A 20,501-nucleotide genomic window follows, 5' to 3' on the forward strand; every position below is an offset into this window, starting at 1 on the left:
CCAGAACCGGACCATGACTGACGAAAAAAATGCCCTTGCGGTCACGCTGTTCAGCGAGATCCTGACCGCCGATCAGCTATTGCGCAACCGGCTGAGCCGGGTGCTGCCCAAAGGCATGGAAATCTCGCATTTCTCGGTGCTGAACCATCTGGTGTTTGTCGGCGACGAGCGAACCCCCGCGCAATTGGCCAACACCTTCCACGTGACCCGAGGCGCAATGACCAACACTTTGGCCAAGCTAGAATGGGCCGGTTATATCCACATCCGCCCCGACTGGGACGACGCCCGCCGCAAGATGGTCGCCATCAGCCCCGCAGGCCGACGCGCACGCGATCAGGCGATTTCCTCGATTGCCCCGCTGATCAACCGCGTGGTCGGAGAGCTGGGGCTGGAGCGGGTGCGCAGCACGCTGCCCGTGCTACGGGATTTGCGGTTGCAGTTGGAGGGGGAGTAGGGGCTTTACGCCAACTGCGCCAAAGGATCGTAAAAGATGACGGATGAAATTTGGGTTTCAGACATTACCGTCGGGATGGACCTGCAGAGGCCATTCCGGGCGCTTGTCCCCGATGATTTTCCTGAAGAACCAAGTGAACGCTTCAAGGCCTTCAGGTGGCAACCCGGATCAGGATATCATGCGAATCTGTATCGTTGGCAGCGCCACGGGGAGCCGCTGGAGCAGCAGGATATCTTGCCGGATTTCTTTCAAGAGGTTGCTCCTGAAGATCATGATTTTGAGCCTCACTACGGGGAGTATTCTCCTGTAATCACTTTGTTTGGAATTCTGGCGATCCGATCAGATGTGGCTGATATCCTCAAAAATCTCGAATTAGGGCAAGGGGGGCTTTATCCCGTCAACCTGTTCGAAAGAGACAAGATCACACCGATTGAGCAGGACTACTCGATCCTGTGGATCGCAAACAAATCCGGCACGCTGAACATTGCTGAGTCAAAAAGTCTTCGACGAGCCCGACCCGACCGGGATGACCTTTTTCGACTTCCTGAATGGAAGGATGCCAAGCCCGGGGACGTTGTCTGCAATGCAGATGCGGCGTCCGGGATCGACATTTGGCGCGACCCGGGCGTACCACATCGCGTTTTTCTAAATGGGCGTCTCAAACACTCGTTGGACGAAGCTGGTTTTGCCTCAGCGTTTTACCTTCACCGTTTAGCCGTAAAATAATCAAGCGTAGGATGGGTTTTAACCCATCGCTTAAGATCGAAAACGCTTGCAAGATGGGTTGAAAACCCATCCTACCTAGGCTTCACACTCGCCGTCACGTAATTCACGCTCAAATCCCGGTCCGAGATCGACCAGCTCCACAGGATCGGGTTGAAGACGAACCCCTTGCGGTCCACCGGATCCAGCCCGGCCTGGCGCAGCAGGTCGAACAGCTCATCCGGGGTGATGAACTTGTTCCACTCGTGCGTGCCGCGCGGCAGCCAACGCATGACGACCTCGGCCCCGATGATGGCCATCGCGTAGGATTTTGGGTTGCGATTGATGGTTGAGCAGATCAGTAACCCGCCCGGTTTCAGCAATTGCTGCGATGCGGTCAGGAAACCCAACGGATCAGCGACGTGTTCGACCACTTCCATATTCAGCACCACATCGAACTGTTCGCCTGCGGCGGCCATGTCTTCGGCGGTAGTGTGGCGGTAGTCGATCTGCAGCCCCGATTGCTCGGCATGGATGCGAGCGACAGGCAGGTTGCCTTCGGCGGCGTCGGCGCCCACGACCGTGGCGCCCAAACGCGCCATCGGTTCGCTCAATAACCCGCCGCCGCAGCCGATATCCAGCAGGCGCAAGCCTTCGAAGGGACGCGGAGCTTTCAGATCACGGTCGAACTCGCCTGCGATCTGCTGTGTGATATAATCCAGGCGACACGGATTCAGCATGTGCAGAGGTTTGAATTTCCCATGCGGGTCCCACCATTCCGCAGCCATCGCCTCGAATTTTGCGATCTCGGACGGGTCAACCGTGTTCGGATGCGCTTGCATTCCTGTCTCCGTGTGCTCTTTTACGCTTAAGGACTATATAGGGCCGTAATGGATAAGTACCCGGACCAAAAGCGCGCAGTTCAATATCTTTACCCGCCGATCGATCCGTTCGATCAGCGCGTGGTCGATATGGGCGATGGGCACCGTATTTATGTGGAACAATGCGGTAATCCCAATGGGATACCAGTGGTGATCCTGCATGGCGGGCCGGGCGGCGGCTGCAGTCCGGCGATGCGACGGTATTTCAACCCGGATGCCTATCGGGTGATTCTCTTTGATCAGCGCGGATGTGGCCGGTCGCGGCCAACCGCGTCGGTCGAAAACAACACGACATGGCATCTGGTGGCGGATATCGAGCGTCTGCGCAAATTGTTCGACATCGAAGATTGGATCGTCTTTGGCGGCAGCTGGGGCGCGACACTGGCGTTGATCTATGCCCAAACACATCCAGATCGGGTAAATCGGCTGGTATTGCGCGGCGTGTTTCTGGCCACACAGGCCGAGCTGGACTGGTTTTATGGCGGTGGTGCGGGCAAATTCTGGCCTGAACAATGGGCCAAGTTCACCTCTCTCTTGCCCGAACATGAAGTAAATGACGCAATTTCGGCCTACAACAAGCGCCTGTTTTCGGGCGACCGCGCGACCGAGATCCTCTATGCCCGCGCGTGGTCACATTGGGAAAACGCTTTGGCTTCGATCCACACCAACGGATCGGTCGGGGAAAGCCCCGGCGAATACGCGCGAACTTTTGCGCGGCTTGAGAATCACTATTTCACGAACAAGGCGTTTCTTGAGTATGACGGGCAAATTCTGGATCAGATGGACCGGATTGCCCATATTCCCGGTCATATCGTTCAGGGACGCTATGACATGATCTGCCCACCGCAGGCTGCATGGAACCTGTCCGAGCGCTGGCCCAATGTCGAACTGAAGATGGTGCGGCAGGCCGGTCACGCCCTGTCAGAACCGGGCATCAGCGCGGAACTGGTTCGGATCATGGATCGCGTGTCGGAGGAAACGGTATGACTCGCATCGACCGTCGCGCATTATTTGCCTCGGGCGCCGCCGCCGCTTTGCTGGCGGCGACAGGAGCGTCTCTGGCCGATACGCCGAAACAGGGCGGCACCTTGCGGCTGGCGGTGCCACGCGACAACAGTCTGGAACAGGTGGCTCGGGGCGCAGTCTTTGACAGCCTGACCGAGATCGCGCCTGATGGTACCCTGCGCGGAGAGCTGGCTACAAATTGGCAGACCGATGCTGATGCGCGGGTCTGGAACTTTGATTTGCGCGACGATGCTGTGTTCCACGATGGCACCAAGCTGGACGTGAACGATGTTCTAGCTGTTCTGGAAGATATTGGTCAGGCCGAGGCCATTGCACCTGATCGTGTGCAGCTGCAATTGGCCGAGGGCAACCCGGGACTACCATTCTTGCTGGCTGGGTCACGGTTTGTCATTGCGCGAGGGGGCGTGACGCCACTGGCTCAGGCCAACGGCACAGGATGCTACCGGGTTGAGCGGGCCGAGGATGAACGTCATTTCCGCGCACGGAGGGTGTCCAATCACTACAAAAGCGGAACGGCAGGATGGGTTGATACGCTTGAGATTATCGTGATCCCGGACGCCGGGGTGCGGGCCGAAGCATTGCGCGATGGATATGTAGATATCGCAGCGCTCCCGGCTGGTGAGGAGCTGACCGCGCAACGCGGGCTGCGATATCATCCGTCTGAGGCCGAGATGGCGTTGGCAATGGCCTCTCATGTCGGTATGCCGCGCCAGATCAGCCGGGCTGCGCTGGATGATGGGCGCATCGCCGAACGGTGGTGGCTGGCGTAAATTTGATCACGATTTGCGCCGGGGGTTGCAGACTCAGGAACTCCTGCGTATATGCAGTTGCAACAGCGGCGCGTCGGACTTCTGGTCCGGGGCTCCACCGGAAAATTCGACGGGCCGCGCGCCCGTTTTTTTGTGCCCGATAGCAGGGTAGAGAACCTGAATGACAAACGACCTGATAGCCAAAGCTGCCATCGACCGGCGACTGGCCGAGATCATCACCCCTGTGATCGAGGATCTGGGGTATGAGCTTGTCCGCATTCGGCTGATGAGCGGCAAGACCACCACGATGCAGATTATGGCAGACAAGCCCGATGGCGGCATCGAAGTGGATGACTGCGCCGAGATTTCCAATGCGGTCAGCGCCACGCTGGATGTCGAAGACCCCATTTTGGACGCCTACACGCTTGAAGTTTCCAGCCCTGGAATTGACCGTCCTCTGACCCGTCTCAAAGATTTTGAGACGTTCGAAGGGTATGAGGCCAAGATCGAAACCGCAGAACTGATCGACGGTCGCCGCCGCTTCAAGGGCGAATTGGCCGGGATCGAAGGGGATGAGGTTCTGATCAACATCCCTGAGGGGGATGAGACGATCACTATCGGTTTGCAGTTTGACTGGCTGAGCGATGCCAAGCTGGTCCTGACCGATGACCTGATCAAGGAAATGCTGCGCCAGCGCAAAGATGCTGGTGCCCTGAACGAGAACGCTTTCGACGAGATTGAGACCGAAGGGTCCGAAGAGGAGACGAACTGATGGCAATCACCTCAGCCAACCAGCTGGAGCTGCTGCAGACCGCCGAGGCCGTGGCCCGCGAAAAGATGATCGACCCCGGTCTGGTTGTCGAAGCGATGGAGGAATCGCTCGCCCGTGCCGCCAAAAGCCGCTACGGCGCGGAAATGGACATCCGTGTGTCCATCGATCGCAAAACCGGCAAGGCGACCTTTACCCGTGTCCGTACCGTGGTCGAGGATGAAGAGCTTGAGAACTATCAGGCCGAGTTCACCGTCGAGCAGGCCAAGCAGTACATGGAAAACCCCGAGGTCGGCGATGTCTTCGTGGAAGAAGTGCCGCCGGTTGAAATGGGCCGGATTGCTGCTCAGTCCGCTAAGCAGGTCATCCTGCAGAAGGTTCGCGAAGCTGAACGTGATCGTCAGTACGAAGAATTCAAGGATCGTGCAGGCACCATCATCAACGGTGCGGTCAAGCGTGAAGAGTTCGGCAATGTGATCGTCGATCTGGGCGGTGCCGAGGCCGTTCTGCGCCGCAATGACAAGATCGGTCGCGAAAGCTATCGCCCGAACGACCGTGTGCGCGCCTATATCAAAGAGGTTCGCCGCGAGGTTCGTGGCCACCAGATATTCCTGTCGCGCACTGCGCCGGAATTCATGGCCGAGCTGTTCAAGATGGAAGTGCCGGAAATCTATGACGGCATCATCGAGGTTAAGGCCGTGGCCCGTGACCCCGGCTCGCGCGCCAAGATCGCTGTGATCTCGTATGACGGCTCGATCGATCCCGTCGGGGCCTGCGTAGGTATGCGCGGCAGCCGTGTGCAGGCCGTTGTGAACGAACTGCAGGGTGAGAAAATCGACATCATCCCGTGGAACGAAGATCAGCCGACTTTCCTGGTGAACGCGCTGCAGCCCGCTGAGGTTTCCAAGGTGGTTCTGGACGAAGAAGCCGGCAAGATCGAAGTTGTGGTTCCCGAGGAGCAACTGAGCCTCGCCATTGGCCGTCGTGGTCAGAACGTGCGTCTGGCCAGCCAGCTGACCAATCTGGACATCGACATCATGACCGAAGCCGAAGAATCGGCGCGCCGTCAGAAAGAATTCGAGGCCCGTACCCAGTTGTTCATGGAAACGCTGGATCTGGACGAATTCTTCGCTCAGCTGCTGGTTTCTGAAGGCTTCACCAACCTCGAAGAAGTGGCATACGTTGAAATCGACGAACTGCTGGTCATCGACGGTGTGGATGAAGGCACCGCGCAAGAACTTCAGACACGTGCACGCGAATTCCTGGAAGCTCAGGCCAAGGCGGCGCTGGATGCAGCCCGTGCGCTGGGTGCCGAGGACAGTCTTATTGAATTCGAGGGCCTGACACCCCAGATGGTAGAGGCGCTGGCCAAGGATGATGTGAAGACTCTGGAAGACTTCGCAACCTGCGCCGACTGGGAACTGGCCGGTGGCTGGACCACGGTCGATGGCGAACGCATCAAGGATGATGGTGTACTGGAGCCCTTCGGCGTGACGCTGGAAGAAGCGCAGGATCTGGTCATGACCGCGCGCATCATGCTGGGCTGGGTTGATCCGGCCGAGCTGGAGCAGGCCGAAGAAGACGGCGAAGCAACCGATGAGGAGGTCGAGGCCTGATCTCAGGCCTCGGGTGGCTGACATGGGTCGCGGTGGCGTCCATAAGGATCGGTCGGAAGGCCCTGAACGCAAGTGCATCGCCACGGGCGAGGTTCAGCCCAAATATGGCTTGATCCGCTTTGTGACGGGGCCGGATGGTCAGGTCTTTCCCGATGTCGCGGCGAAATTGCCGGGGCGTGGGGTTTACGTGGCGGCGGATCGTGCGGCGCTGGACAAGGCGGTGAACAAGAAACTGTTCTCGCGCGGGTTTAAGGCACAGGTGAGTGCCGCCAAGGACCTGACCGATGAGGTCGAGAAACAGGTGGCGCGTCGTGTGATCGAGCTGATCAGTCTGGCGCGCAAGTCCGGTGACGCGGTCGCCGGGTATGAAAAGGTCAAGTCGTGGCTGGACCGGGAAGAGGCCCAGGTGCTGATTCAGGCCTCAGATGGATCGGGGCGCGGCAAGTCGAAACTCAGCACGCCGCACTTCGGGAAATACATCGGCTGGCTGACCGCAGACGAGCTTGGGGCGGCATTTGGGCGCCAAACCGTGATTCATGCGGCCTTGGCCTCTGGCGGACTCGCCAAACGTGTTGTAGAGGAAGCGCAGCGCCTGCGTGGCTTGCGCGAAAAGGATGACGGCGGCAAGGGCCGCTCGGAAGGGTAAGAAGCTTTATGAGCGATAGTGACGGCAAAAAGACATTGGGTCTTCGTGGCGGGGCACGCCCCGGAAATGTGAAACAGAGTTTCAGCCACGGACGCACCAAGAATGTCGTGGTGGAGACCAAACGCAAACGCGTGGTCGTACCCAAGCCGGGCGCGACCAAACCAAGTGGTGGTGCGACACCTTCGGGTGATCCTTCGCGTCGCCCAGCGGGTATTTCCGATGCGGAAATGGCGCGTCGTATGAAGGCGTTGCAAGCCGCCAAAGCGCGCGAGGCTGAAGAGGCCGCTGCCCGTGAGGCGCAGGAAAAGGCGCGCGAAGAAGAACGCGCACGCCGCCGGGCCGAACAAGAGGCCAAGGAACGCGAACAGCGTGAAGCTGAAGAGCGTGCCCGTGCCAAGGCCGAAGAGGAAGAACGCAAGCGTAAAGAGGCCGAGGAAGCAGCCCAGCGTGCTGCCGCAGCCCCGGCACCCGCCGAGCCCAAGGCCGCACGCAGCCCATCCAGCAAGCCTGCACCTGCTGCGGCACCGCGCAAGCAGGATCGCGAGCGTGAGCAGCGTGGCCGTGGCAAGGGCCGTGACGACAACCGCCGCTCGGGCAAGCTGACACTGGGTCAGGCCACCGGTGGCGAAGGCAACCGCCAACGCTCGATGGCTGCGATGAAGCGCAAGCAAGAGCGGGCGCGCCAGAAGGCCATGGGCGGCACGGTCGAGCGGGAAAAGGTGATCCGCGACGTTCAGCTGCCCGAGGCGATCATGGTCTCGGAATTGGCCAACCGTATGGCCGAGCGTGTCGCTGACGTTGTCAAATCGCTGATGCAGATGGGCATGATGGTCACGCAGAATCAGACCATCGACGCTGACACCGCTGAACTGATCATCGAAGAATTTGGCCACAAGGTCACGCGTGTCTCTGATTCGGATGTTGAAGACGTCATCAAAGAGGTCGAAGACAGCGATGATGATTTGCAACCGCGTCCGCCGGTTATCACCATCATGGGTCACGTTGACCACGGTAAGACCTCGCTGCTGGATGCGATCCGCGACGCGCGTGTTGTTGCCGGCGAAGCTGGTGGCATCACCCAGCATATCGGCGCCTATCAGGTGAAAACCGATGGTGGCACCACGCTGACCTTCTTGGATACACCGGGCCACGCGGCCTTTACCTCAATGCGCTCGCGCGGGGCTCAGGTCACGGATATCGTGGTTCTGGTTGTCGCCGCTGATGACGCGGTGATGCCGCAGACAATTGAGGCGATCAACCACGCCAAAGCGGCCGAAGTGCCGATGATCGTGGCGATCAACAAGATCGACAAGCCCGACGCGAATCCCGACAAAGTCCGCACTGACTTGCTGCAGCACGAAGTGATCGTCGAGAAGATGTCGGGTGAGGTTCAGGACGTTGAGGTCTCGGCCATGACTGGTCAGGGTCTGGACGAATTGCTGGAAGCCATTGCACTGCAGGCCGAGATTCTGGAACTAAAAGCCAACCCAGATCGCGCCGCCCAAGGTGCCGTGATCGAGGCGCAGCTGGATGTGGGCCGTGGTCCCGTCGCCACCGTTCTGGTTCAGAACGGCACGCTGCGTCAGGGCGATATCTTCGTTGTGGGTGAGCAGTACGGTAAGGTCCGTGCGCTGATCAACGACAAGGGCGACCGCGTCAAAGAAGCTGGCCCCTCAGTTCCGGTCGAGGTTCTGGGTCTCAACGGTACGCCCGAAGCAGGTGACGTTCTGAACGTGACCGAGACCGAAGCGCAGGCCCGTGAGATCGCTGCTTATCGTGAGCAAGCCGCCAAGGACAAACGCGCTGCTGCTGGTGCCGCGACCACCCTTGAACAGCTGATGCAGAAGGCGAAGGAAGACGAAAACGTCACCGAGCTGCCTATTCTGATGAAAGCGGATGTGCAGGGCTCTGCCGAAGCCATCGTTCAGGCGATGGAGAAGATCGGCAACGACGAAGTGCGCGTACGCGTTCTTCACTCGGGTGTTGGTGCGATCACCGAGACGGATGTCGGCCTGGCCGAAGCCTCCGGTGCACCGATCTTTGGCTTCAACGTGCGTGCGAACGCATCGGCGCGGAACACCGCCAACCAGAAAGGCGTCGAGATTCGCTACTATTCGGTGATCTACGATCTGGTGGATGACGTGAAAGCGGCAGCATCTGGCCTGCTGAGCGCCGAGATTCGCGAGAAGTTCATCGGTTACGCCGAGATCAAAGAGGTCTTCAAGGTTACCGGCGTCGGCAAAGTTGCTGGCTGTCTGGTCACCGAAGGTGTTGCCCGCCGCTCGGCTGGCGTACGCCTGCTGCGCGACAACGTGGTGATCCACGAAGGCACGCTGAAGACCCTCAAGCGCTTCAAGGATGAAGTGGCCGAGGTACAGTCGGGTCAGGAATGCGGTATGGCGTTCGAGAACTACGACGATATCCGCGCTGGCGACGTGATCGAAATCTTCGAGCGCGAAGAGGTCACGCGTACGCTGGACTGATCCGGATCTAGAAAAAACTTGAAACAGCGGCCCCACTAGGCCGCTGTTTTCATTTAGGTTAGTCCGTGCGCGACGACAGAAACGTGCCCGAAGGCATGATGATGTCAAAATGATGCTTGCCCTTCTGCAGATCGAAACTGACCGAATGTCCGGCCTTGCGCAGTAGTTCAGCATAGTCACGGCTTTGGCGGATAAACTCGGGCGTATCCCGCTCGGCGACTGTCACCCTGTAACGGGGTCCCGGCGCGGGCAGGTTGAGGCAGGGTGAGAAATCGTGAATCTCGACTTTGGTCAGTTGCAACGGATCATTCACCGAGGTCAGGCAGATCGGAACAAGGTCATAGATCCCGCTAATCAGGATCACATTGCGCACCCGCAGGCCAGCCTGCGCAAATGCCTTCGAAGATGTCGCCATCACCATCGCAACCAGATGGGCACCTGCACTATGACCCGATAGCGTGATGTTTGATGGATCAAAACCCAGTGTTTCGGCCTGTGACGCAAGCCACAACAAGGCGGTACGGCATTCGTCGACCATCTGCCCCAATCTGGCATCGGGTGCGAGCGTATAATTCAGCGTGGCAAAGGCTTGCCCGTTCTCGTGCAATACCGGTGCCATAGGGGCCGACTCACGCTGGCTAAGCGCCTGCCAATAGCCACCATGAATAAAGACATGCAAAGGCGCGTTGGCGCCAGGTGCGGGGAAGAAATCCAGAACTTGCGTCGGGCTGTCGCCATAGGAACGGTTTTCCTGCATCCTAATTTCAGACCGTGCCTGTGCGCTGAGGGCAGAATAGCTGGCTAGATATGGCGTCAGATCACCGCCAATCATTGAGCTAGGGGAATACTCCTGCTCAAGCTCTTCTTGGGTGAATCCGCGATACAGCATGGCCTATTCCCCAGTATACATCAGTTCGGTTCGCACGTCGTAGAGGTCGTGGAAAAACCGCAACTCCAGCGCTTTGCGCAGGAAGGCCACGCCGCTAGATCCACCCGTTCCGGGCTGCATTCCGATCACGCGCTCAACCGCGGTTGCATGATCGAATCGCCACCTCTGGAACAGAGATTCCACATCCATCAGTTTTTCGGCCAGCGCGTAAAGATCCCAGTATTGTTCCGTGTTGCGGAACACTTCGACCCAGATTTTGACGATACGCGGATCGCCGGAATAGGGCTTTGCGTAATCCCGCTCGATCAGCTCCTGCGGCACGTCAAACCCTTGCCGGGCCAGCAACCGCAGCACTTCGTCATAGAGCGAGGGTTTGGTAAGAGCCGCGTTCAGCATCTCCATCACTTCTGGGTCATGCGCATGCACTTTCAGGGTCGCGGGATCTTTGTTGCCCAGAATAAACTCGATTTGGCGATAGCCATAGCTTTGAAAGCCTGACGAACTGCCTAATGCGTCCCGAAACGTCATGTAGTCCGCGGGGGTCATAGTCAGTAGCGTCTCCCACGCGGCGATCAACTGCCGTTGGATCGCCTTGATCCGGTCGAGGTTCTTCATCGCGGGACCGAAATCGTCCTGCTGCAAGAACCGGCGGACTTCGACAAGTTGATGGTGCATCAGTTTCAGCCACAGTTCGCTGACCTGATGAATGATGATGAACAACATCTCATCAGGTTGGGCCGGGTCCTGAAAGGTCTTTTGCAGGTTCAGCAGAGTCTTAAGTTGCAGAAAATCCCCATAGCTTTTGCGGTGAGTTTCTGTGAAATCGGTGACCAGAGACTCTTCGATTCCCCGTTCTGTATACCTGTCTTTGTCGCCCATGTGCTCCTCCAGACGCGCGGGTTTATCCCTGTTTAGGGACAAAACCCGCACGGTTCCAGAGCGTTAGGTCCAGTCCAGAACCACCTTGCCTGATTGACCGGATTTCATGGCCTTGAATCCCTGGGCAAAGTCATCGACCGCGAACTGGTGGGTGATTACGCGGCTGACATCCAGCCCGTTCTGCAACATGGCGATCATCTTGTACCAGGTTTCGAACATCTCGCGCCCATAGACACCCTTGATGGTGATAGCTTTGAACACGATGCGCGACCAGTCCACCGGAGATTTTCCGGGCGGAATCCCCAACAGTGCGATCTTGCCGCCCATAACCAGCGCTTCGACCATCTGGTCCAGCGCGGCTTGCGAGCCCGACATTTCAAGCCCGACATCAAAGCCCTGAGTCATGCCCAGTTCCGCGATGACATCCTGCAGATCCTCTTTGGACACATCAACGGTGCGTACCGTTGGTACCACGTGTTCGGCCAGTTTCAGGCGGTCGGGGTTGATATCGGTGATCACTACATGCCGGGCACCGGCATGACGGGCAACGGCGGCGGCCATGATGCCGATGGGGCCTGCGCCAGTAATCAATACGTCCTCGCCCAGCAGATCGAAGCTGAGTGCAGTGTGCACGGCATTGCCCAGCGGGTCGAGGATCGCCCCGATCTCATCCGGTACGTCGTCAGGCAGGGGCACAACGTTAAAGGCAGGCAGTTTAAGGTATTGCGCAAAGGCTCCCTGTTCATTCACACCGATACCGCGCGTGCCGGGATCAAGGTGGAACTTGCCCGCACGGCTCTGGCGGCTGTCAGGGGTGATCAGATGCCCCTCGCCTGAACAGCGCTGGCCGACCGTCATCCCTGTCACGTTGCGACCCAATTCAACAATTTCACCCGCGAACTCGTGGCCGGTGATCATCGGGATCGGCACGGTGGCCGCAGCCCATTCATCCCAGTTCCAGATATGAATATCCGTGCCGCAAATCCCGGTCTTGTTGATGCGGATCAGAACCTCGTCTGGGCCGATCTCGGGTACCGGGGCCTGCACCATCCACAGGCCTTCCTCGGGCTTGGATTTCTCAAGGGCTTTCATCGTGTTGGGCCGCATCAGATTATCCCCAATTCTTTGCCGACCCTGCCAAATGCCGCGAGCGCCCGGTCTAATTCGTCGCGTGTTAGAGCCGCATTCATCTGCGTTCTGATTCGGGCCTGACCACGCGGCACGACAGGGAAGAAAAAGCCCGAAACATAGACGCCTTCGTCAAACAATCGCGATGCCATATCCTGCGCCAGGGTCGCTTCACCCAGCATGACCGGGATGATCGGGTGTTCGCCCGGAAGTAGGTCGAAGCCGAGATTCTCTAACCCGGCGCGCCAGTACTTGGCATTGCCGAACAATTGGGCGCGCAGCATGTCACCTTCTTCAACCAGACGGATTGCCTCAAGCCCTGCGGCAACGATGGACGGCGGCAGCGAGTTTGAGAACAGATAGGGCCGCGCCCGCTGCCGCAGCAGGTCGATCACTGGCTGCGGCCCGGCGATATAACCGCCGATTGCCCCCCCAAGTGCCTTGCCCAAAGTTCCCGTCAGAATATCCACGTCGACGCCGAAGTGGTCCGGCGTGCCCGCTCCGTTTGGCCCCATAAAGCCGGTGGCGTGGCAGTCATCGACCATCACGATGGCGTCGTATTTGTCGGCCAGCTCGCGAATCTTCGGCAGATTGGCCAGATAGCCATCCATTGAGAACACGCCATCGGTTGCGATCATGATATGCCGCGCCCCGTCCTCGCGCGCTTGTTTCAGCCACGCTTCGAGGTCATTCATGTCGTTGTTCATGTAGCGATAGCGTTTTGCCTTGCACAGCCGTACCCCGTCGATGATCGAGGCATGATTTAGACTGTCAGAGATGATGGCGTCTTCGGGCCCTAACAAAGGCTCAAACAACCCGCCATTGGCGTCGAAGCAGGCAGCGAACAGAATTGAATCGTCCTTGTTCAGGAACTTTGCCAGCTTCTGCTCAAGTTCGCGATGAATGTCCTGCGTACCGCAGATGAACCGGACCGAGGCCATGCCGAACCCCTTGGGCTCCATGACGCCTTTGGCGGCGTTGATCAGCGCGGGGTGATCGGCCAAACCCAGATAGTTGTTGGCGCACAAGTTGATCACCTGCTTGTCGCCCACCGTAATCTCACCGCCCTGAGGCGAGGTGATCATCCGTTCGCGCTTGTACAGACCCTCTGCCTCAATCTGCGCGAGTGTATCCGAAATATGGGACAGGAATGCATCAGCCATGGCGACCTCCGTTAATCTGAGTCGCACGTCTAACATAGCGGATGAAATTCCCAAATAGGAGAATTACAGTATTTGGGAAAAATATCCGTGAAGGCGGAATCTTGCCCGTTCAGGCGTTTTTTACGATCAGGAAAACGCGGGCCGGGTTTTCAGCGCTTATCGAATGCGTAATATCGGCGGCATACCGGGCGGTATCCCCTTGTTTCAGATCGCTGGATGCCGTTCCCGAAGTGACACGGACGGCGCCTTCCAGCACAGTCAGTTGCTCTCGTGCGCCGCGCGCATGAGGCTGGCTGTTCAGGCTCCCATTGGCCTGAAACTGAATATCATAGACCTCGTGTCCTCCGGCCTCTTCGGGGGGAGAGAGGATGCGAATCCGGCATTTCTCGCCCATATTGTCGATACTGGGCACTTCTGCTTGACGCAGCACTTCGATCTGGTCGGTCGTTTTGGCGTCTTCCAAAAGTCCGGCGAAATCCACCTGCAGAGCGCGTGTCAGGTTCCACAGGGTAGAAATTGTGGGGCTGCTTTCGCCACGCTCGATCTGGCTGACCATGGAACGCGAGACGCCGCTGAGGTTGGCGACCGCCTCAAGCGACAGGCCTTTGGCGCGGCGCGCCTCTTTCAATCGGGCGGGCAGGCGCGTCAGAATATCGTCTGTGTTTTCCGTCATGACGGAATCCATGGGTGTTGCGCAACGTAATGTCAATTCCGGCGTGACAGTGAGTCTAATATGAAGATCATGCTGCAGGTGCATAATGGGCGCGAGACTTGGAGGAGAAAACATGACGGACATAGTAATACTGGACGGTGCGCGCACAGCCATCGGGACCTTTGGCGGTGCGTTGGCCTCGACCGCTCCGATCGATCTGGCGACCGTGGCGACCGAGGCGGCAATGGAGCGTTCGGGCGTTGAAGGCGCGCAGATTGATCATGTTGTCTTTGGTCATGTGATCAACACCGAACCGCGCGACATGTATCTATCGCGTGTCGCCGCAATGCAGGCGGGTATTCCGAACGGGACTCCGGCGATGAACGTGAACCGGCTGTGCGGTTCGGGGGCGCAGGCAGTAGTGTCGGCGGTGCAGGCGCTGATGCTAGGCGATGCCGAGTTTGCCGTGGCGGGCGGTGCGGAAAGCATGTCGCGCAGCCCTTATGTCGTACCGCAGGCCCGTTGGGGGGCGAAGATGGGCGATGTCAAATCGCTCGACATGATGCTAGGTGCGCTGAACTGCCCATTCGGCACCGGGCATATGGGGGTGACCGCCGAGAATGTGGCAGATGAACACCAAATCAGCCGCGAACAGATGGACGCGTTTGCGCTGACCAGCCAGACCCGTGCGGCTGCGGCGATTGAGGCCGGGTATTTCGACAGCCAGATCGCGCCGGTGCAGGTCAAGGTCAAGCGCGACATGGTCGACTTCAAGGTCGATGAACATCCCAAGGCCACCACTGCCGAGGCGTTGGCCGGATTGCGCCCGGTATTCCAGAAAGATGGGCGGGTGACGGCGGGCAACGCCTCGGGCATCAATGACGGCGCGGCGGCGATGGTTTTGGCGACAGCAGATGCTGCAGAAAAGGCGGGCTTGAAACCTAAAGCGCGCGTGATTGGCTATGCCCATGCCGGCGTGCGACCCGAGGTGATGGGCATCGGCCCGGTTCCAGCTGTGCAGAACCTGTTCGCAAAGACGGGTCTGTCTTCGGATGATTTCGACGTGATCGAAAGCAACGAGGCGTTTGCGGCGCAAGCTCTGGCCGTCAATCAGGAATTGGGTCTGGACGCTGCAAAGGTGAATCCGAACGGTGGGGCTATTGCGCTGGGCCATCCGGTGGGCGCCACAGGGGCGATTATCACGCTTAAGGCATTGTATGAGTTGGAGCGTATTGGCGGATCGAAAGGTCTGATCACCATGTGCATCGGCGGAGGTCAGGGGATTGCCCTCGCCATCGAGCGGCTCTGAGTTGGACCGGGGCAAGGGGGGGCTGTCTGCCCCCCATCGCGCCGGGGCGCGATTCCCCCCGAAGGTATTTTTGGCCAGATGAAGCGGTCGGGTTGGTTTAGCTGAGTGCGAAGATGACAAGCGTCGCGGCTATGCCTGCGGCCGCGCCGATCGCTGCTGGCAGAAGGTTTGCGATGAAACCAGGGGTCTTTGGGTCGTCTTTTTGGGTCTGGGCAATCAGGGCATTTTCCACCAGACCGGGCAAGCGGGGGCCGAAACGGGCAAGCACCAGGGCGGTTTTACCAAAATCGCGCAGGGCGGCGCGGGGGCCGATGGATTGTTTGATGTAATCCTCGACCACCGGTCGGGCGACTTCCCAGATGTTCATGTGATCATCAAGCGAGCGGGCGACGCCTTCGACCACCACCATGGTGCGTTGCAGCAGGATCAGCTCGGTGCGGGTTTCCATGCCAAAGCGTTCAGTGACTTCGAACAGGTAGCTTAGCAGCCGACCCATCGAGATATGGGTGGCGTCCATGCCGAAGATTGGCTCACCTACCGCGCGCAAGGCGCGGGCGAATTCGTCGACGTCCTGATTGGCAGGCACATAGCCTGCTTCGAAATGGACTTCAGCCACGCGTTTATAGTCGCGGCGGATGAAACCAAAGAGAATCTCGGCATATACCCGGCGAGTATATTCATCGATATGACCCATGATGCCGTAGTCATAGGCGATAATGTCCCCGTTCGCAGCGACCTTGAGGTTGCCTTGGTGCATGTCGGCGTGAAAATAGCCGTCGCGTAGCGCGTGCAATAGGAACAGGCGGAGCACGCGCTCAGCCAGATCGCGGCGATTATGTCCGGCAGCGTCCAGCGCGTTGTTATCTCCCAAGGGAATGCCATCAGCCCAGCTGAGCGTCATGACGCGGCGTGCGGATAGCGACCAGACCACCGGAGGCAGCCAGAATCCGGCATCATCCTTGGTATTGGCAGCGTATTCCGAGGCGGCGGCACTTTCCAGACGCAGGTCCAACTCGCCGCGTACTACGCCGTCGAAATGCTCGATCACTTCCATCGGGCGTAGTCGGCGCGCTCCGGGGGCGCAAAGTTGCACCATACGCGCAGCGAAATAGAACGCGTCTACATCCTTGCGGAAGGCGCGCTCGATACCCGGTCTCAGGACTTTGACAGCAACGTCTTCGCCTGTGCTGGTCAGCTTGGCCTTGTGAACCTGAGCAATCGAGGCAGCGGCGATGGGTTCACTGAACTCACTGAATATCTCTGACGTCGGTTGGCCTAACTCTTTCTCGACCTCTGCCATTGCTTCAGCTTTGGAAAAGGGCGGCAGCTTGTCTTGCAGAACACGCAGTTGCTCGGCCAGTTCATTTCCCACTACGTCGGGGCGGGTCGAAAGCACCTGCCCGAATTTGATGTAAGCCGGACCCAATGCGGTCAGGGCACGGGTGGCGGGCGGCATCTCGGGGTCGCCCTTGTAGCCCAGCCATTGGAACGGTTTGCCCAGCGTATGCGCCAGAATACGTACGGCGCGCGGCGCTTCAAACGCGTCCAGCACCACATTCATGGCACCGGTGCGTTCCAGCGTGGCGCCCGTCCGGACCAGGCGAATGATGTTGTGGGGGCCGCGCATCTAGATCTTCCAGCCAGAATGCAGTGCGGCAATGCCCATGCTCAGGTTGCGGTATTTGGCGTTTTCGAACCCGGCGGTGCGGACCATGTTCAGGAATGTCTCCTGATCTGGGAACTTGCGGATCGATTCCACAAGGTACTGATAGCTGTCGTAGTCGTTGGCGATCAGCTTGCCCATACGCGGGATGACATTGAAACTGTAGAGGTCGTAAAGCTTCTGCAGCCCGTCATTGGGTAACTGGCTGAACTCAAGCACCATCAGACGACCACCGGGCTTCAGAACGCGATAGGCCTCGTTAAGCGCCTCTTGCGGGCGGGTGACGTTCCGGATGCCGAAGGAGATGGTGTAGACGTCGAAGGTGTTATCCTCAAAGGGCAGCGCCATCGCATCGCCCACCACCCAACTCAGGCTGTCGGACATCTGGTCGGCCTCGGCGCGCTGGCGGCCTTCGACCAGCATCGGCTCGGTCAGGTCCAGCACGGTAGCATGGCCGTGGCCTGCGCGCTTCAGAAAGCGGAACGAGATATCGCCGGTGCCGCCCGCCACATCCAGAAGCCGCTGACCGGCGCGCGGGGCAAGCCAGTCCATCATCGCGTCTTTCCAGACCCGGTGGATGCCCATCGACATCACGTCGTTCATCACGTCGTATTTCGAGGCGACCGAATTGAACACGCCCTGCACGCGGCCGGCTTTTTCAGCCTCGCGCACGGTTTCGAACCCGAAATGGGTGGTCTTGTCGTTGGTGTCGGACATTTGCCTTGCCGTTTGTCGAATTTCGCCTCTGTTATAGGGCGATAAGAGGCGGGCACAATGCGGCCCTTTGGAATAGGAGCCCTGTAATGCCCGAATTGCCCGAGGTCGAGACAGTAAGACGCGGCCTGAGCCCCGCAATGGAGGGCGCAGTGATCGAAAGGGCGGATGTGAATCGCCCCGATTTGCGTTGGCCTTTCCCGGCTCGGATGGCCGAGCGGCTGACGGGGCAACGGGTGGATCGGCTGCGGCGACGATCGAAGTACATTCTGGCGGATCTCAGCAGTGGCGAGACGTTGTTGATCCATCTGGGCATGTCGGGGCGGATGACGGTCTCTGGCGATCCGCTCGGACAGTATGCGCATGAGCATCCGATGGCGCAGAAACATGATCACGTGGTGTTTCATATGGCTAATGGCGCACGCATCATCTTCAACGATCCGCGCCGGTTCGGGGCAATGGACCTGCTGCCGACGGCAACGGCGGAGCAGCACAAGCTGCTATCGGTTCTGGGACCTGAACCGTTGGGTAATGATTTTCACGAACAGCACCTGATAGACGCCTTCAAAGGCAAGAACAGCCCGGTCAAATCGGCGTTGTTGGATCAGGGAATCGTTGCCGGTTTGGGTAATATTTACGTCTGCGAAGCGCTTTATCGCGGCAAGGTGTCGCCACGTCGCAAAGCGGGACAGATTTCTGCGCCACGCGTTGCGGCCCTTGTGCCGATCATCAGAAAAGTGTTGCAGGACGCGATTGAAGCGGGTGGGTCATCGCTGCGCGATTTCCGCCAAGCCGATGGAGAACTTGGATATTTTCAACACAGTTTCGACGTTTACGGCCGCGAAGGAGAGCCTTGTCGAACTGAGGGTTGTGGCGCTGAAATCAAGAGAATCACCCAGTCCGGTCGCTCATCCTTCTATTGCGCGCAATGCCAAAGATAACTTGATCCAGCGAAATCGCGTGATAAGGAATCGTACCTGAACGGAACAACCGGAAGCTTACACCTCATGGCTTTTGAGACGATCATCGTCGAAATCGAAGACCACGTCGCCCTTATCAAGCTCAACCGCCCCGATGCGATGAACGCGCTGAACACCCAGTTGCTGGGTGAGCTGTGCGAGGCGCTGGAAGATGCGGATAGCAATGACAAGGTGCGCTGCATCGTCATCACCGGCTCGGACAAGGCCTTTGCCGCCGGTGCGGACATTAAGGAAATGTCCGAGATGAGTTTTGTCGATGTATTCGACGTCAATCTGTTTGCAGACGCCAACGATAGGGTTTCCGCGATCCGTAAACCTATCATCGCTGCCGTTGCTGGTTACGCGCTGGGCGGCGGGTGTGAACTGGCGATGCTGTGCGATTTCATCATCGCTGCCGACACCGCCAAGTTCGGCCAGCCCGAGATCAATCTGGGCGTCATCGCGGGGCTTGGTGGCAGTCAGCGTCTGACCCGCTTCGTTGGTAAGTCCAAATCGATGGATATGAACCTGACAGGCCGCTTCATGGACGCGGAAGAGGCCGAGCGCGCGGGATTGGTCAGTCGTGTCGTGCCCGCCAAAAAGCTGATCGAAGAGGCAACCGGTGCGGCGCAGAAGATTGCAGAGAAATCGCAGATCACGGCCATCGCGGCCAAAGAGGCTGTGAACCGCAGCTATGAGCTGCCGCTGAGCGAAGGCATGCTGTTTGAGCGTCGGGTGTTCCATTCGATGTTCGCGACAGAGGACCAGAAAGAAGGCATGGCCGCGTTTCTGGAAAAACGTGCGGCTCAGTTCCGCGACAAGTGATCATAATCGTCGCTTAGTGATATTAGGCGGGCAGACCCCGCCTTTTTCCCTCATCACATACTGGAAGAATCAGCTTGGCAAACCTGCCAAACTTGGTTAGAGACCGCCGTCATACATGCGCGTGCGGCCCGCTTGGCCCGACTCACACTCGTGATTTCTGATCCGGTGCGGATATGTCCGTGGCGCGCAACCCAAGATAACCGTACCGAACAAAAGGTCAGAGACACATGGCAAATTCGCCCCAGGCAAAGAAACGCGCCCGTCAGAACGAAAAGCGCTTCGCCGTCAACAAAGCGCGTCGTTCGCGCATCCGTACCCACCTGCGCAAGGTTGAAGAAGCGATCGCATCCGGCGACAAGGACGCAGCTACCGCAGCCCTGCGCGCCGCTCAGCCTGAGTTGATGCGTGGCGTCACCAAAGGCGTCTTCCACAAGAACACCGCAGCCCGCAAAATGTCGCGCCTGTCGGCGCGCGTCAAAGCGCTGGGCTGATTCTTTGGGAAAACGCGTCAAGCGTTGATTTGCGAAAAAGGCGTCGCTGATTGCGACGCCTTTTTCATTGTTGCCGGAAAGCCGCGTCTTCACGAAGCCGAGAGATTCTTTCGCCCAGAACCCCGAGTCAATATCAGAGTTTCGTTGCCCGGACCCTTGGGCTCTTGCTACGACTTAATCAGCGATTCACTCGCTTGGGGGGACAGGCTGTTCCAAAGATCTGACCGACGGGCATCGGAAAGATTTAGGAACGAATGTTCGAAAGCTGGCTTCGGTCAGTTGGACGATCTGCTCTGGGTCTCGGGTTAGCCGAAGATCCTGGCCCTGTCGATAAATTGGAATATCATGCGCATCCCGGATTCCGGGTGTGCCCCCATTTTGGGGCCGTGCTGTATTGGACTGCGATGATATTCGAGCGTACCCGCCAGACCATCAGGTTTGGCGTAACGTTCCCTTGTGTGTGAGCGCCATAAAGGCCCGTAATTCGGGACACATTAAAAAAG

The 20,501-nt window shown here is 58.5% G+C and carries 20 protein-coding genes; 12 read left to right on the forward strand and 8 right to left on the reverse strand.

Annotated elements, in window-relative coordinates:
* Positions 1–13 precede the first annotated feature (13 nt).
* The gene (locus I5192_RS18070; protein WP_170395340.1) at positions 14–454 is read left to right on the forward strand and encodes a MarR family winged helix-turn-helix transcriptional regulator; all 441 of its coding nucleotides are present in this window, start codon (positions 14–16) and stop codon (positions 452–454) included.
* A 36-nt stretch (positions 455–490) separates the two neighbouring features.
* Complete coding sequence (locus I5192_RS18075; RefSeq protein ID WP_223117458.1) at positions 491–1,180, forward strand: hypothetical protein; 690 nt, start codon at positions 491–493, stop codon at positions 1,178–1,180.
* Between the two features lie 71 nt (positions 1,181–1,251).
* Here the strand turns inward: I5192_RS18075 and ubiG are convergent, their stop codons facing one another.
* Complete coding sequence (gene ubiG, locus I5192_RS18080) at positions 1,252–1,998, reverse strand: bifunctional 2-polyprenyl-6-hydroxyphenol methylase/3-demethylubiquinol 3-O-methyltransferase UbiG (protein ID WP_170664356.1); 747 nt, start codon at positions 1,996–1,998, stop codon at positions 1,252–1,254.
* Positions 1,999–2,046: 48 nt separating this feature from the next.
* On the opposite strand from ubiG, the gene pip reads away from it, so the two are divergent.
* The 6 genes from pip (at position 2,047) to infB (ending at position 9,326) form a co-directional block, all read left to right on the forward strand.
* Positions 2,047–3,024, forward strand: coding sequence for a prolyl aminopeptidase (pip, locus tag I5192_RS18085; RefSeq protein ID WP_170636522.1), 978 nt, complete (start codon positions 2,047–2,049; stop codon positions 3,022–3,024).
* Positions 3,021–3,833 (forward strand): ABC transporter substrate-binding protein, encoded by an 813-nt coding sequence (locus I5192_RS18090; protein WP_170408665.1) that lies wholly within the window; start codon positions 3,021–3,023, stop codon positions 3,831–3,833. The genes pip and I5192_RS18090 overlap by 4 nt, the downstream gene beginning before the upstream one ends.
* Positions 3,834–3,993: 160 nt before the next feature.
* Positions 3,994–4,584, forward strand: coding sequence for a ribosome maturation factor RimP (gene rimP, locus I5192_RS18095; RefSeq protein WP_010442531.1), 591 nt, complete (start codon positions 3,994–3,996; stop codon positions 4,582–4,584).
* Positions 4,584–6,197, forward strand: a complete 1,614-nt coding sequence (gene nusA / locus I5192_RS18100) for a transcription termination factor NusA (RefSeq protein ID WP_223117459.1) — start codon at positions 4,584–4,586, stop codon at positions 6,195–6,197. The genes rimP and nusA overlap by 1 nt, the downstream gene beginning before the upstream one ends.
* A 22-nt stretch (positions 6,198–6,219) precedes the next feature.
* On the forward strand, positions 6,220–6,843 hold the full coding sequence (locus I5192_RS18105; RefSeq protein WP_170395356.1) for an RNA-binding protein: 624 nt from the start codon (positions 6,220–6,222) through the stop codon (positions 6,841–6,843).
* A gap of 8 nt (positions 6,844–6,851) precedes the next feature.
* Positions 6,852–9,326, forward strand: a complete 2,475-nt coding sequence (gene infB, locus I5192_RS18110; RefSeq protein ID WP_170395359.1) for a translation initiation factor IF-2 — start codon at positions 6,852–6,854, stop codon at positions 9,324–9,326.
* Between the two features lie 58 nt (positions 9,327–9,384).
* On the opposite strand, the gene I5192_RS18115 is transcribed toward infB, so the two are convergent.
* From I5192_RS18115 to I5192_RS18135, 5 genes are all read right to left on the reverse strand, one after another.
* Entirely contained in the window at positions 9,385–10,215 is an 831-nt protein-coding gene (locus I5192_RS18115; protein ID WP_223117460.1) for an alpha/beta hydrolase, read from the reverse strand.
* Positions 10,216–10,218: 3 nt separating this feature from the next.
* On the reverse strand, positions 10,219–11,094 hold the full coding sequence (locus tag I5192_RS18120) for a tryptophan 2,3-dioxygenase (RefSeq protein ID WP_223117461.1): 876 nt from the start codon (positions 11,092–11,094) through the stop codon (positions 10,219–10,221).
* Positions 11,095–11,157: 63 nt separating this feature from the next.
* Positions 11,158–12,186, reverse strand: coding sequence for an L-threonine 3-dehydrogenase (gene tdh, locus I5192_RS18125; protein WP_170818669.1), 1,029 nt, complete (start codon positions 12,184–12,186; stop codon positions 11,158–11,160).
* Between the two features lie 14 nt (positions 12,187–12,200).
* Positions 12,201–13,385, reverse strand: coding sequence for a glycine C-acetyltransferase (locus I5192_RS18130; RefSeq protein WP_170395363.1), 1,185 nt, complete (start codon positions 13,383–13,385; stop codon positions 12,201–12,203).
* A gap of 109 nt (positions 13,386–13,494) precedes the next feature.
* Positions 13,495–14,058 (reverse strand): helix-turn-helix domain-containing protein, encoded by a 564-nt coding sequence (locus I5192_RS18135; protein ID WP_170395365.1) that lies wholly within the window; start codon positions 14,056–14,058, stop codon positions 13,495–13,497.
* Between the two features lie 112 nt (positions 14,059–14,170).
* Here I5192_RS18135 and I5192_RS18140 point away from each other — a divergent pair, with 112 nt between their 5' ends.
* Positions 14,171–15,346, forward strand: coding sequence for an acetyl-CoA C-acyltransferase family protein (locus I5192_RS18140; protein ID WP_170647239.1), 1,176 nt, complete (start codon positions 14,171–14,173; stop codon positions 15,344–15,346).
* A gap of 97 nt (positions 15,347–15,443) precedes the next feature.
* Here the strand turns inward: I5192_RS18140 and ubiB are convergent, their stop codons facing one another.
* Together ubiB and ubiE are read right to left on the reverse strand one after the other, a co-directional pair.
* Complete coding sequence (gene ubiB, locus I5192_RS18145; protein ID WP_170408659.1) at positions 15,444–16,973, reverse strand: 2-polyprenylphenol 6-hydroxylase; 1,530 nt, start codon at positions 16,971–16,973, stop codon at positions 15,444–15,446.
* A complete protein-coding gene (ubiE, locus tag I5192_RS18150; protein ID WP_223117462.1) occupies positions 16,974–17,726 on the reverse strand; it encodes a bifunctional demethylmenaquinone methyltransferase/2-methoxy-6-polyprenyl-1,4-benzoquinol methylase UbiE in 753 nt (250 codons plus the stop codon).
* An 86-nt stretch (positions 17,727–17,812) separates the two neighbouring features.
* Between ubiE and mutM the strand changes: the two genes are divergently transcribed.
* The 3 genes from mutM to rpsT all read left to right on the forward strand — a co-directional run bounded on the left by mutM (position 17,813) and on the right by rpsT (position 19,998).
* Positions 17,813–18,664, forward strand: coding sequence for a bifunctional DNA-formamidopyrimidine glycosylase/DNA-(apurinic or apyrimidinic site) lyase (mutM, locus tag I5192_RS18155; RefSeq protein WP_170567539.1), 852 nt, complete (start codon positions 17,813–17,815; stop codon positions 18,662–18,664).
* 66 nt (positions 18,665–18,730) lie between these two features.
* Entirely contained in the window at positions 18,731–19,507 is a 777-nt protein-coding gene (locus I5192_RS18160; RefSeq protein WP_170395375.1) for an enoyl-CoA hydratase, read from the forward strand.
* 227 nt (positions 19,508–19,734) lie between these two features.
* Positions 19,735–19,998 (forward strand): 30S ribosomal protein S20, encoded by a 264-nt coding sequence (gene rpsT / locus I5192_RS18165; protein WP_010442545.1) that lies wholly within the window; start codon positions 19,735–19,737, stop codon positions 19,996–19,998.
* The last annotated feature ends 503 nt before the right edge of the window (positions 19,999–20,501 follow it).

Source organism: Ruegeria sp. SCSIO 43209 (assembly GCF_019904295.1).
Taxonomy (GTDB): domain Bacteria; phylum Pseudomonadota; class Alphaproteobacteria; order Rhodobacterales; family Rhodobacteraceae; genus Ruegeria.

Excerpts from the sequence above, each read along its gene's own strand:
- I5192_RS18070 (WP_170395340.1), top strand. The coding sequence starts at position 14 with ATGACTGACGAAAAAAATGCCCTTGCGGTCACGCTGTTCAGCGAGATC.
- I5192_RS18075 (WP_223117458.1), top strand. The coding sequence starts at position 491 with ATGACGGATGAAATTTGGGTTTCAGACATTACCGTCGGGATGGACCTG.
- ubiG (WP_170664356.1), bottom strand. The coding sequence starts at position 1,998 with ATGCAAGCGCATCCGAACACGGTTGACCCGTCCGAGATCGCAAAATTC.
- pip (WP_170636522.1), top strand. The coding sequence starts at position 2,047 with ATGGATAAGTACCCGGACCAAAAGCGCGCAGTTCAATATCTTTACCCG.
- I5192_RS18090 (WP_170408665.1), top strand. The coding sequence starts at position 3,021 with ATGACTCGCATCGACCGTCGCGCATTATTTGCCTCGGGCGCCGCCGCC.
- rimP (WP_010442531.1), top strand. The coding sequence starts at position 3,994 with ATGACAAACGACCTGATAGCCAAAGCTGCCATCGACCGGCGACTGGCC.
- nusA (WP_223117459.1), top strand. The coding sequence starts at position 4,584 with ATGGCAATCACCTCAGCCAACCAGCTGGAGCTGCTGCAGACCGCCGAG.
- I5192_RS18105 (WP_170395356.1), top strand. The coding sequence starts at position 6,220 with ATGGGTCGCGGTGGCGTCCATAAGGATCGGTCGGAAGGCCCTGAACGC.
- infB (WP_170395359.1), top strand. The coding sequence starts at position 6,852 with ATGAGCGATAGTGACGGCAAAAAGACATTGGGTCTTCGTGGCGGGGCA.
- I5192_RS18115 (WP_223117460.1), bottom strand. The coding sequence starts at position 10,215 with ATGCTGTATCGCGGATTCACCCAAGAAGAGCTTGAGCAGGAGTATTCC.
- I5192_RS18120 (WP_223117461.1), bottom strand. The coding sequence starts at position 11,094 with ATGGGCGACAAAGACAGGTATACAGAACGGGGAATCGAAGAGTCTCTG.
- tdh (WP_170818669.1), bottom strand. The coding sequence starts at position 12,186 with ATGAAAGCCCTTGAGAAATCCAAGCCCGAGGAAGGCCTGTGGATGGTG.
- I5192_RS18130 (WP_170395363.1), bottom strand. The coding sequence starts at position 13,385 with ATGGCTGATGCATTCCTGTCCCATATTTCGGATACACTCGCGCAGATT.
- I5192_RS18135 (WP_170395365.1), bottom strand. The coding sequence starts at position 14,058 with ATGACGGAAAACACAGACGATATTCTGACGCGCCTGCCCGCCCGATTG.
- I5192_RS18140 (WP_170647239.1), top strand. The coding sequence starts at position 14,171 with ATGACGGACATAGTAATACTGGACGGTGCGCGCACAGCCATCGGGACC.
- ubiB (WP_170408659.1), bottom strand. The coding sequence starts at position 16,973 with ATGCGCGGCCCCCACAACATCATTCGCCTGGTCCGGACGGGCGCCACG.
- ubiE (WP_223117462.1), bottom strand. The coding sequence starts at position 17,726 with ATGTCCGACACCAACGACAAGACCACCCATTTCGGGTTCGAAACCGTG.
- mutM (WP_170567539.1), top strand. The coding sequence starts at position 17,813 with ATGCCCGAATTGCCCGAGGTCGAGACAGTAAGACGCGGCCTGAGCCCC.
- I5192_RS18160 (WP_170395375.1), top strand. The coding sequence starts at position 18,731 with ATGGCTTTTGAGACGATCATCGTCGAAATCGAAGACCACGTCGCCCTT.
- rpsT (WP_010442545.1), top strand. The coding sequence starts at position 19,735 with ATGGCAAATTCGCCCCAGGCAAAGAAACGCGCCCGTCAGAACGAAAAG.